At 69.3% G+C, this 11,522-nt stretch carries 10 protein-coding genes; 7 read left to right on the forward strand and 3 right to left on the reverse strand.

The window, feature by feature from the left end:
* Positions 1–298: 298 nt before the first annotated feature.
* The 4 genes from uraD to aceE all read left to right on the forward strand — a co-directional run bounded on the left by uraD (position 299) and on the right by aceE (position 5,022).
* Positions 299–793 (forward strand): 2-oxo-4-hydroxy-4-carboxy-5-ureidoimidazoline decarboxylase, encoded by a 495-nt coding sequence (gene uraD / locus AC2W7K_RS17780; protein WP_249120909.1) that lies wholly within the window; start codon positions 299–301, stop codon positions 791–793.
* Complete coding sequence (uraH, locus tag AC2W7K_RS17785; protein WP_198500594.1) at positions 790–1,113, forward strand: hydroxyisourate hydrolase; 324 nt, start codon at positions 790–792, stop codon at positions 1,111–1,113. Before uraD ends, uraH begins: the two co-directional genes overlap by 4 nt.
* A 146-nt stretch (positions 1,114–1,259) precedes the next feature.
* A complete protein-coding gene (pucL, locus tag AC2W7K_RS17790) occupies positions 1,260–2,144 on the forward strand; it encodes a factor-independent urate hydroxylase (RefSeq protein WP_486006492.1) in 885 nt (294 codons plus the stop codon).
* 112 nt (positions 2,145–2,256) lie between these two features.
* Positions 2,257–5,022 (forward strand): pyruvate dehydrogenase (acetyl-transferring), homodimeric type, encoded by a 2,766-nt coding sequence (gene aceE / locus AC2W7K_RS17795; protein ID WP_486006493.1) that lies wholly within the window; start codon positions 2,257–2,259, stop codon positions 5,020–5,022.
* Between the two features lie 3 nt (positions 5,023–5,025).
* On the opposite strand, the gene AC2W7K_RS17800 is transcribed toward aceE, so the two are convergent.
* Positions 5,026–5,811 (reverse strand): IclR family transcriptional regulator, encoded by a 786-nt coding sequence (locus tag AC2W7K_RS17800; protein ID WP_211978081.1) that lies wholly within the window; start codon positions 5,809–5,811, stop codon positions 5,026–5,028.
* Positions 5,812–6,271: 460 nt separating this feature from the next.
* On the opposite strand from AC2W7K_RS17800, the gene AC2W7K_RS17805 reads away from it, so the two are divergent.
* From AC2W7K_RS17805 to AC2W7K_RS17815, 3 genes are all read left to right on the forward strand, one after another.
* Positions 6,272–7,345 (forward strand): NAD(P)-dependent malic enzyme, encoded by a 1,074-nt coding sequence (locus AC2W7K_RS17805; protein ID WP_486006497.1) that lies wholly within the window; start codon positions 6,272–6,274, stop codon positions 7,343–7,345.
* 91 nt (positions 7,346–7,436) lie between these two features.
* The gene (locus AC2W7K_RS17810) at positions 7,437–8,786 is read left to right on the forward strand and encodes a DUF6986 family protein (RefSeq protein ID WP_486006494.1); all 1,350 of its coding nucleotides are present in this window, start codon (positions 7,437–7,439) and stop codon (positions 8,784–8,786) included.
* Positions 8,783–9,592 carry a bifunctional allantoicase/(S)-ureidoglycine aminohydrolase gene (locus AC2W7K_RS17815; protein ID WP_486006495.1) on the forward strand — a complete coding sequence of 270 codons (810 nt, stop codon included), beginning with the start codon at positions 8,783–8,785 and terminating at the stop codon, positions 9,590–9,592. Before AC2W7K_RS17810 ends, AC2W7K_RS17815 begins: the two co-directional genes overlap by 4 nt.
* Before the next feature lie 106 nt (positions 9,593–9,698).
* Here the strand turns inward: AC2W7K_RS17815 and mqo are convergent, their stop codons facing one another.
* Both mqo and AC2W7K_RS17825 read right to left on the reverse strand, forming a co-directional pair.
* A complete protein-coding gene (gene mqo, locus AC2W7K_RS17820; RefSeq protein WP_211978077.1) occupies positions 9,699–11,174 on the reverse strand; it encodes a malate dehydrogenase (quinone) in 1,476 nt (491 codons plus the stop codon).
* Positions 11,175–11,270: 96 nt separating this feature from the next.
* The coding region (locus AC2W7K_RS17825) for a hypothetical protein (RefSeq protein WP_486006496.1) at positions 11,271–11,522 on the reverse strand (252 nt) is incomplete at its 5' end.

Consider the following 11,522-nt stretch of genomic DNA (forward strand, 5'->3'; position numbering starts at 1 on the left):
GAGCCTGCCGGGCCCCGCGCGCGAGCGCCGCCGCGGCCGCGGGTGCGCCGGCGGAGCCCTTGAAGGAATCGGGGGCGCAGACGATCGTCGGAGTCATAGCCACATTCAACCTCACCGATTCTCTCGACACCACTGTCGATGGCACCGCGACCGGCGCCGTCGCTGTCCATGATACGGAAGAAAAATTTCCGAAATCGACCGCGCGGTGTGGAAAAAGGATTTGACATCCCGGCGAGAGGCAGGCCACACTCGTGGAAACGAATGGAAGAGAACTTCCGAGATGCGAAACGAGGTCGATGTGGACCTGATCGAATTCGATCGGCTGCCGGCGGGCGAGGCCCGCGACGTGGTGCGCCCGTGCCTCGACGTCGACCGCTGGATCGACACCGTCGTCGCCGGTCGCCCCTTCGAGTCGGTCGCGGCGGCCGCCGAGTTCGCCCGCACCGCCGCCTCGCCCCTGCAGCCGCAGGAGATCGAGGCCGCGCTGGCCCATCATCCCAGGATCGGGGAGAAAGCCGAAGGCGACTCCGCCGAGGCGGCCCATTCCTCCCGTGAGCAGGCGGGCCTGGGCGCGCTCGAGACCGACGTCGAAGAGCGTCTGCGCGCCGGCAACGCCGCGTACGAGGAGCGCTTCGACCGGGTCTTCCTCATCCGCGCCGCGGGCCGCACGCCTGCGGAGATCCTCTCCGAACTCGACCGCCGGATGGCCAATTCCGATGACGAGGAGATCGCCGAGGTGGGTGCTCAGCTCATCGAGATCGCCGTCATCCGACTGGAAGGAATCCTCTCGTGAGCTTCATCTCCGCCCACGCCCTCGACTCGACCGCCGGCACCCCCGCCGCCGACCTCGCCGTGACGCTGCTCAGCGGTGAGGAGACGCTCGCTCAGGCGCGCACGGACGCCGGCGGGCGGGTCTCCGAACTCGGCCCCGAGACCCTCGATCCCGGCACGTACCGGATCGTCTTCGGCACCGGCGAGTACTTCACCGCCCGCGGCCAGGACCACTTTCACCCGCAGGTGACGATCGACTTCACCGTCGCCCCGGGCGAGACCCACTACCACATCCCGCTGCTGCTCAGCCCCTTCGCCTACAGCACGTATCGGGGCAGCTGAGGCCCGCACATCGTCATCAGGGGAAGCAGGCCCCCTGCAGGATCTCCATCCTCAACAAACCGCCGAAGCCGACCGGGAGACAACCGGCGGCCTCGTCAGATATCCGGGCTGTCGCGCATGCGCGGCGGCACTACGAGGAGTACGCAATGAGCACTGTGAAACTGACGACGAACCAGTACGGCAAGGCGGAGAACCGACTCATGCGGGTCTACCGCGACTCGGACCGCCATGAGATCCGCGACCTCAATGTCACCTCCCAGCTGTGGGGCGACTTCGAGACCGCGCACACCGAGGGCGACAACGAGCACGTCGTCGCCACCGACACCCAGAAGAACACGATCTTCGCGAAAGCCAAGGAGCTCGGCGTGTCCTCGCCCGAGCAGTTCCTCCTCGGGCTCGCCGACCACTTCACCGGCAGCTTCGACTGGGTGAGCGGCGGACGCTGGGAGGCCGAGGAGTTCGGCTGGGACCGCATCAACGACCACGACCACTCGTTCTACCGGGCGGCCCCGGAGATCCGCACGGTCGTGCTCACCCGCGACGGTGACACGGACACGCTGATCTCCGGCTTCCGCGACCTCACGGTGCTCAAGACGACGGAGTCGGGCTTCGTCGGCTACCCGAAGGACAAGTACACGTCGCTGCCGGAGACCGAGGACCGGATCCTGGCGACCGACATCGCCACCCGGTGGATCTACAACACCACGGACCTCGACTTCGACGAGACGTATGAGAAGGTCAAGGGCATCATCCTCGAGGCGTTCACCGACCACTACTCGAAGGCCCTCCAGCAGACCCTCTACATGATGGGCGAGAGGGTCATCAGCGAGGTCCCGGAGATCGACGAGATCCGCTTCTCGTGCCCGAACAAGCACCACTTCCTCTACGACATCGAGCGCTTCGGCCTCGAGAACCCCAACGAGGTCTTCATCGTCGCCGACCGTCCCTACGGCCTCATCGAGGCGACCTTCACCCGTGACGGGGTGGAGGAGTCGAAGAGCGCCTGGACGAACATCGCCGGGTTCTGCTGACCCGTTCCCATCACCGCCGAGGCGGGACGGCCGATCCTGCGCCGTCCCGCCTCGGTGCCGCACCCTTCGGACCCGCCCCTGAGCGCGGTGGGCCACTGAGAGGCAAACCCCTATGACCGCACTGTCATCACGCCCTGATGCCGCCCTGTCCACGAGTCCCGCCGACGAGGAGGTCGACGAATGGCTCGAGTCCTGGGAGGGACTCGTCGCCGCCCGCGGCACCGCGCGGGCCGGAGAGATCATGGAGGCGCTGCGCCGCCGCGCGGCGACGAACTCCGTGGCCTCACCCAAGGTCACGACGACCGACTACGTCAACACGATTCCCGCCGACCAGGAGCCGGCCTACCCCGGTGACGAGAGGCTCGAGCGCCGCTACCGGAAGTGGCTGCGCTGGAACGCCGCGATGCTCGTCCACCGCGCGCAGCGCCCCGACGTCTCCGTCGGCGGCCACATCTCGACGTATGCCGGGGCCGCGACCCTCTACGAGATCGGGCTCAACAACTTCTTCCGCGGCCAGGACCATCCCGGCGGCGGCGACCAGGTCTTCTTCCAGGGCCACGCCTCCCCGGGGATGTACTCCCGGGCGTTCCTCGAGGGCAGGCTCACGGAGGCCCAGCTCGACGGCTTCCGCCAGGAGGCGTCCCGGGCTCCGAACGGCCTGAGCTCGTATCCGCATCCGCGGCTCATGCCCGAGTTCTGGCAGTTCCCGACCGTGTCGATGGGCCTCGGCCCGATCAACGCGATCTACCAGGCGCAGATGAACCGCTACCTCCACCACCGGGGCATCGCCGACACGAGCGACCAGCGGGTGTGGGCCTTCCTCGGCGACGGGGAGATGGACGAGCCCGAATCGCGCGGGGCCCTGCAGCTCGCGGCGAACGAGGGGCTCGACAACCTCACCTTCGTCGTCAACTGCAACCTCCAGCGCCTCGACGGGCCGGTGCGCGGCAACGGCAAGATCGTCCAGGAGCTCGAGGCGACCTTCACCGGGGCCGGCTGGGACGTCATCAAGGTCCTCTGGGGCCGGGAATGGGACGAGCTGCTCGCCGCCGATCGCACGGGAGAGCTCGTGCGCATCATGAACGAGACCCTCGACGGGGACTACCAGACGTTCAAGGCCGAGTCCGGCGGGTTCATCCGCGACAACTTCTTCGGCCGCTCACCGGTGACGAAGAGCCTCGTCGAGCATCTGAGCGACGACGACATCTGGAACCTCAAGCGCGGCGGCCACGACTACCAGAAGGTCTACGCCGCCTACGACCGGGCGGTCGCGGTGACCGGCAGGCCGACGGTCATCCTCGTCCAGACGGTCAAGGGCTACGGGCTGGGCACGAGCTTCGAGTCGCGCAATGCCACGCACCAGATGAAGAAGTTCACCGCCGCCGACATCAAGGTCTTCCGCGACCGGATGGACATCCCGATCAGCGACAGGGTCATCGACGACGATCCCTACGCCGTGCCCTACTATCATCCGGGCGCGGGCGACGAGGCGATCGAGTACCTTCTCGAGAAGCGGCGGAGCCTCGGCGGCTTCGTCCCCGAACGGCGGCGCTCCCGCTCGCAGATCGCCCTGCCCGCGGTCAGCGACAAGGCGTTCGCGCAGGCTAAGAAGGGCTCGGGCCACCAGCAGGCGGCGACGACGATGGCCTTCGTCCGCCTGCTCAAGGACCTCATGCGGGAGAAGGGCGTCGGCGAGCGGATCGTGCCGATCATCCCCGACGAGGCCCGGACCTTCGGCATCGACGCGTTCTTCCCGACGGCGAAGATCTACAACCCCAACGGCCAGAACTACCTCGCCGTCGACCGGGAGCTCTTCCTCTCCTACAAGGAGGCCCCGACCGGGCAGCTCCTCCACGTCGGCATCAACGAGGCGGGGGCGGCGGCCGGGTTCACCGCGGCGGGCACCGCGTATTCGACTCATGGTGAGCCGATGATTCCGATCTACGTCTTCTACTCGATGTTCGGCTTCCAGCGCACCGGCGACGCGTTCTGGGCGGCGGCGGACCAGATGACCCGCGGGTTCATCATCGGCGCGACCGCGGGGCGGACGACCCTGACCGGGGAGGGGCTCCAGCACGCCGACGGGCACTCGCCGGTGCTCGCGGCGACGAACCCGGCGCTGCGGATCTACGATCCCGCGTACGGCTACGAGATCGCCCACATCGTCCGCGACGGCCTCCACCGGATGTACGGCGAGCACGACCTCGGCGACGATGAGCGCAACGTCATGTACTACCTCACCGTCTACAACGAGCCGATGCTCCAGCCGGCCGAGCCCGAGGGCGTCGACGTCGAGGGGATCCTCGCCGGCATCCACCGCATCGCCGAGGCGGGGGCCGGTGCGCCGTCCGACGCCGACACTGGGCGGCCGCAGGCTCAGCTGCTCGCCTCGGGCGTGGCCGTGCCGTGGGCGCTCGAGGCCCGCGAGCTGCTCGCCGCCGACTGGGGCGTCGACGCGGCCGTGTGGTCGGTGACGTCGTGGGCGCAGCTGCGCCGTGAGGCGCTCGACTGCGAGGCGCAGCGGCTCGTCGACGTCGCGGCGGAGCCGCGCGTGCCGTATGTGCGCCGGCGCCTCGGGTCGGAGCCGGGGCCGATCGTCGCGACGAGCGACTTCGATTCGACCCAGCCCGATCTCCTCCGGCCGTTCCTCACCCAGGACTTCGCGACGCTCGGCGCCGACGGCTTCGGCTTCTCCGACACCCGGGCCGCGGCGCGCAGGCACTTCAGGATCGACGCGCACTCGATGGTCGTGCGCACCCTGCAGCTCCTCGCCGACCGCGGCGAGGTCGACCGGGGAGCACCGGTCGAGGCCGCGGCGAAGTACCGTCTCAGCGAGGTCACGGCGGGCACCTCGGGCACCGCCGGCGGGGACTCCTGAGGCTCAGGCCCCGGGCTGCATGTCCGCGGCGATCTGCTCGGCGACCGAGCGCAGGAGCGGGATCGCGCGGGCGGCGAAGTCGTCGTCGACGCGGCTGATCGGACCGGACACGGAGATCGCGAGCGGCGAGGGGGCGCCGGGCACCGACATCGCGAAGCAGCGGACGCCGAGCTCCTGCTCCTGCTCGTCGATCGAGTACCCGCGCTCCCGGATCCGGTCGAGTTCGGCCTCGAGCTCCTCCAGGGTGCCGATGCTGTGCTCGGTCGGCGTCGGCATCCCGGCGGTGGCGACGATGCTGCGGACCTGCGCGGGGTCGAGCTGCGCGAGGATCGCCTTGCCGACTCCCGTGTCGTGCATGTGCGTGCGGCGGCCCACCTCGGTGAACATCCGCATCTGCCGCTCCGAGGCGACCTGATCGACGTAGACGACCATGTCGCCGTCGAGGGTCGCGACGTTCGCCGACTCCCCGAGTTCGGCGACGAGGGTGCGCAGGTGGGGGCGGGCGATCGCGCCGAGCTGCGCGCCGGCGAGGTTGCCGAGGCGGACGAGTCCGGGGCCGAGCGCGTATCCGCGGTTGGGCAGCTGCCGGACGATGCCGAGGCTGACGAGCGTGCCGAGCAGACGGTGGATCGTCGGCAGCGGCAGGTTGACGTCGGCGGCGATGTGGCTGAGCGTCGCCGAGCCGGCGGAGTTCGCGATGCACTCGAGGAGGCCGAATGCGCGTTCGACGGATTGGACTCCGCCCTTGGTCTGGCGGACCGCAGGGGTCTCGGCGTCGTTCGTGGTCATCCGTTGTCCTCTTCCTCGAAGTGGGCGACACTTCCGCACAGTCTAGCGTCGAATGGAAGAAAGTTTCCGTTCGGCGCCGCCGCCCGCTAGATATTCCGCAATACAGAAGCTAACATCCATAATACGGAAATGATTCCATCAGAGAGGATGACAGTCATGGCTGTTCCCAGTCCCGGATACTCCATCACCCTGCGCGTGGCCACCGCCGTCGCCAGTCGTCGACGTCCGATCTCGTCGCGCCGCGGCGAAGACGGGAGCCGGCATCACTGCGCTCGACGTCGTCGAATCCACCCCCGACACCGTCGTCATCGACGTCAGCGCCGACACCCGCGACGTCCCCCACGCCGAGGAGGTCGCGAGCGAACTCGGGTCCCTGCCCGGCGTCGACGTCAGGAAGGTCTCCGACCGCACCTTCCTCCTCCACCTCGGCGGGAAGCTCGAATCGACCCCGAAGGTCCCGCTGCGCAACCGCGACGACCTCTCCCGCGCCTACACCCCGGGGGTGGCCCGCGTGTGCAAGGCGATCGCTGAGAACAAGGACGACGCCCGGCGCCTGACGATCAAGCGCAACACCGTCGCCGTCGTCACCGACGGCACGGCGGTCCTCGGCCTCGGCGACATCGGCCCCGAGGCCGCGATGCCGGTCATGGAGGGCAAGGCCGTGCTCTTCAAGCAGTTCGCCGGGGTCGACGCGTGGCCGGTCGCCCTCGACACGAAGGACACCGAGGAGATCATCGCGATCTGCAAGGCGATCGCCCCGGCCTACGGCGGGATCAACCTCGAGGACATCTCCGCGCCCCGCTGCTTCGAGATCGAGCGGCGCCTGCGCGAGGAACTCGACATCCCCGTCTTCCACGACGACCAGCACGGCACGGGCATCGTCACGCTCGCGGCGCTGAAGAACGCGCTCACCGTCGTCGGCAAGGACATCGGCGACGTCCGCATCGTCGTCTCCGGCGTCGGCGCCGCCGGCCACGCCATCATCCGCCTCCTCCAGGTCGCCGGCGCCCGGACGATCATCGCCTGCGGACGCGACGGGGCGATCGGCCCGAACTCGACGGTCGACACCGAGCACAAGCGGTGGCTGCAGGAGAACACGAACCCCGAGGGGTTCACCGGAACGCTCAAGGAGGCGGTCGTCGGCGCGGACGTCTTCATCGGCGTCTCCGCCCCGAACATCCTCGACGGCGCCGACATCGCGGCGATGAACGAGGGCGCCCTCGTCTTCGCGATGGCCAACCCCGACCCGGAGGTCGACCCCGCTGAGGCGCTCAAGCACGCCGCGGTCGTCGCCACCGGGCGCAGCGACTACCCCAACCAGATCAACAACGTCCTCGCGTTCCCCGGCATCTTCCGCGGCCTCCTCGACGCCGAGGCCACCGATGTCGACGAGAACATCATGGTCGCCGCCGCCGACGCGATCGCCTCGTGCATCGCACCCGAGGACCTCCACCCCGGCTACGTCATCCCCTCCGTCTTCGACCCGGAGGTCGCGAGCAGGGTCGCCGAGGCGGTCGCCTCGGTGTCGAAGTGAGCGGGAGGGCGCAGAGATCAGACATGAGCGACAATGGGGTGATCCCGGCATCGTGGCCGGGCTCGCGCCGACAGACAGGGAAAGAGGAACAGTGAAGCAATCCACGCTCGATGACATCGATGCTCTCCTCACGGACACCGACGAGGTGCTGAGCACGCGTTATCCGGGCGATCGGGACGTCCGCCAACCCATCCACACGGTCTACGTCCCAGGTCACCAGGTCACCCCGACGCTGCCGCGGGAGTGGGGTGAGCAGGCGCTGGCGGCCGTCGAGGCCGGCGGCGGCATGGTCCAACTGGCCGAACGCGTCATCGTCGCCTCCCGCAAGGAGATGGGGGAGAGCTTCGGGGCCGTCCCGCCGAGCCTCCACCAGGTCGCCCGCGAGGCCGAGCAGCTCGCCGAGGCGGTGACGACGAAGCTTGCGACCGAGCCGATCGAGGATCTGCGCATCGACTTCGAGGACGGCTTCGGCAGCCAGGGCGACGCCGCCGAGGACGCGGCCGTCATCGCCGCCGCGCGCACCGCGGTGGCCGGTCGCGCCGAGGCCGGGGCGCCGGCCTTCGTCGGCATCCGGTTCAAATCGCTCGAGGCAGCGACCCGGGCGCGCGGACTGCGCACCGTCGACCTCTTCGTCACCGAGGTGCTCGCCGCGAACGGGGGAGCGCTGCCGACCGGGCTCGTGCTCACCCTGCCGAAGGTGAGCACGGTCGACCAGGTCAGCGCCATGGTGCTCGCGGTGCGCAGCCTCGAGGACGAGCACGGCCTGCCCGCCGGATCGATCACCTTCGAGGTCCAGGTCGAGACCCCGCAGATCGTCCTCGGCGCCGACGGCACCGTGCCGCTGACCCGGACGCTCGACGCCGGGCAGGGTCGGATCACCTCCCTCCACTACGGGACGTACGACTACTCGGCGTCGCTCGGCATCGCCGCGGCCTACCAGTCGATGGAGCACCCGGTCGCGGACTTCGCGAAGAACCAGATGCTCCTCGCCGTCGCCGGGACCGGGGTCCACCTCTCCGACGGGTCGACGAACATCCTCCCGGTCGGCGACCCCGAGGCGATGCACCAGGCATGGAGCCTCCACGCCCGCCTCGTCCGCCGCCACCTGCGCCGCGGCATCTACCAGGGCTGGGACATGCACCCGCACCAGCTGCCGACCCGGTTCCTCGCGACCTTCCGGTTCTACCGGGAGGGCCTCGAACTCGCCGCCGCCCGCCTGCGCAACTACGTCCACGCGACGGATTCGGCGGTCCTCGACGAACCAGCGACGGCGAAGGCGCTCGCCCGCTACCTCAGCCGCGGCCTCACCTGCGGCGCCCACACCCCCGACGACATCGCCGAGCGCACCGACCTGTCGGCCGGCGACCTCGAGCTGCTGGCCCGGACGGGAACGCTGACCGGTGAGCCGCTGTCCACGACGACGAAGGAGACGCACGCATGACCACCTACTGGGCCCCGACCGGGGGACACCCGCCGCAGACCGATCTGCTCACCGACCGGGCGATCGTCACCGAGGCCTACACCGTCATCCCGCGCGGCGTCCTGCGCGACATCGTCACCTCGGCGCTGCCGGAGTGGACGGACACGCGCTCATGGGTGCTGTCGAAGCCGGTGGCCGGGGGTGCGGTGACGTTCTCGCAGACGATCCTCGAGGTCGCGCCCGGCGGCGGGTCGGAGGCCCCGGAGCCGCAGCCCGAGGTCGAGGGCTTCCTCTTCCTCATGGCCGGCGAGCTCACCGTCACCCACGAGGGCACCGAGCACGTGCTCACCCCCGGCGGGTTCGCGTACCTGCCGGCCGCCTCGGCGTGGAGTGCGCACTCGACCGGCACCGAGGCGGCCCGCTTCCACTGGGTGCGCAAGCGCTACCAGCCGGTTGCGGGGCTGACCCCGGAGGCGGCTTTCGGCAACGAGGCCGACGTCGAGCCCGCGGCGATGCCGGGCACCGACAACCGGTGGCGGACGACGCGGCCGCTCGATCCGGCGAACCTCGCCTACGACATGCACGTCAACATCGTGACGTTCGAACCCGGCGCGGTCATCCCGTTCGCGGAGACGCACGAGATGGAGCACGGGCTCTACGTCCTCGAGGGCAAGGCCGTCTACCGCCTCAACGGAGACTGGGTCGAGGTTCAGGAGGGCGACTTCATCTCGATGCGCGCGTTCTGCCCCCAGGCCTGCTACGCCGGTGGTCCCGGACCCTTCCGCTACCTGCTCTACAAGGACGTCAACCGGCAGGTCGAGCTGTAGGGCTCTCGGACTCACAGACGACTGCCGCCCTGCGGCTCGGACGAGCGGCAGGGCGGCAGAGGAGCTGCGCAGAGGAGCTGCAGAGTCTCCGATGAGGCGCAGGGCCTCAGATGAGCTGCAGGGTGCGGGCGGTGTACTCGGAGAGCTCGGTGAGCAGGGTCTCGTCGTCGGCGAGGTCACGGCCGAGCGAGGGCACCATGTCCTTGAGCGCCGGCTCCCAGCCGTCGTACTGACGCGGGAAGCACGTCTTGAGCAGACCGAGCATGATCGCCACGGCCGTCGACGCTCCGGGAGAGGCGCCGAGGAGGGCGGCGATCGAGCCGTCGGCCGAGGACACGAGCTCCGTGCCGAAGCCGAGGACGCCGCCCTTGCCCGGGACGTTCTTCATCACCTGGACGCGCTGACCGGCCTGGATGAACTCCCAGTCCGAGGGGTCGATGGAGGGGATGAACTCGTTCATCGACTCGAAGCGGGCCTTCTTCGAGGACGCGAGCTCCGAGAGGAGGTAGGTGACGAGGTCGGTGTTGTCCTTCGCGACGCCGAGCATCGTGCCGAGGTTGTTGCCGCGCACGGAGAACGGCAGGTCGGTGAAGCGGCCCTGCTTGAGGAACTTCGGGGAGAACCCGGCGTAGGGGCCGAAGAGCAGGTACTCATCGCCGTCGACGACGCGGGTGTCGAGGTGGGGCACCGACATCGCCGGGGCGCCGAAGGACGCCTGGCCGTAGACCTTCGCCTGGTGGCGGGCGACGAGGTCGGGGTTGGCGGTGCGGAGGAAGATGCCGGAGACGGGGAAGCCGCCGTAGCCGCGACCCTCGGGGATGCCGGACTTCTGGAGCAGCGGGAGGGCGCCGCCGCCGGCGCCGATGAAGACGAACTTCGCCCCGATCCTGTGGGTCTCCCGCGAGAGGAGGTCGCGCACGGTGACGGTCCAGCCGTCGGAGGAGCGGTCGAGGTCGGTGACCTGGTGGCTCGTGCGGATCGTCGCGCCCTTGTCGGCCATGTAGCGCAGCAGCTGGCGGGAGAGCGATCCGAAGTCGACGTCGGTGCCGATCTGGGTGCGGGAGATGCCGTTGACCTGCCCGGGGCCGCGGCCGTCGAACATCAGCGGCAGCCATTCGGCCTGCGTGGCCGGGTCGTCGGTGAACTCCATCTCGGCGAACAGCGGGTTGCGCACCATCTGCTCACGACGGTTCTTGATGTAGTCCCGTCCCTTCTCACCGCGTCCGTAGCTGATGTGCGGGACCTGGTTGATGAAGTTCTTCGGTTCGGGCAGGACGCCGTTGTCGACGAGGTGCGACCAGTACTGGCGTGAGTGGTGGAACTGCTCGTTGATCTGCGCGGCCTTCGTCAGGTCGATGTGGCCGTTCGCGTCCTCGGGGGTGTAGTTGAGTTCGCAGAGAGCGGCGTGGCCGGTGCCGGCGTTGTTCCACGGGTCGGAGCTCTCCTTCGCGACATAGTCGAGCTTCTCGTAGACCCGGATGTCCCATTCGGGCTGGAGTTCGGTCAGCATCGCGCCGAGGGTGGCGCTCATGATGCCGCTGCCGATGAGGACAACGTCGACCTTTTCCTGCGTTGAGGGCATTTCCACTCGCAATCTTCGTCAGAGGCGTGAAGTATCGACCTTCAGACTACTCCGAGCACAGGTTCAACCCGAAGTCGGGGGACGCGCGCACCGGTGTCAGGAGACGAGGATCACTCTCAGTGGCAGTGCCATCCCCATCCGAGGTCGTGGCAGCGGCCGCCCGGGTCCGTCGGCGTCGGCGTCGGCGTGGGCGTCGTCGGCGGCGGAGACGTTGGCGGCGGAGACGTTGGGGGAGGAGACGTCGGTGGCGGCGAGGTCGGGGGCGGCGAGGTCGGCGGTGGGCTCGTCGGCGGCTCCGTGGTCGGCGGATCTGACGGTGAGGGCGGAGGCTGAGTCGGCGGCTGGGTC

The organism is Brevibacterium sp. LAARM2_SD2, assembly GCF_057364785.1.

Coding starts and splice junctions, on each gene's coding strand:
- pucL (WP_486006492.1), top strand. CDS start 1,260: ATGAGCACTGTGAAACTGACGACGAACCAGTACGGCAAGGCGGAGAAC.
- aceE (WP_486006493.1), top strand. CDS start 2,257: ATGACCGCACTGTCATCACGCCCTGATGCCGCCCTGTCCACGAGTCCC.
- AC2W7K_RS17800 (WP_211978081.1), bottom strand. CDS start 5,811: ATGACCACGAACGACGCCGAGACCCCTGCGGTCCGCCAGACCAAGGGC.
- AC2W7K_RS17815 (WP_486006495.1), top strand. CDS start 8,783: ATGACCACCTACTGGGCCCCGACCGGGGGACACCCGCCGCAGACCGAT.
- mqo (WP_211978077.1), bottom strand. CDS start 11,174: ATGCCCTCAACGCAGGAAAAGGTCGACGTTGTCCTCATCGGCAGCGGC.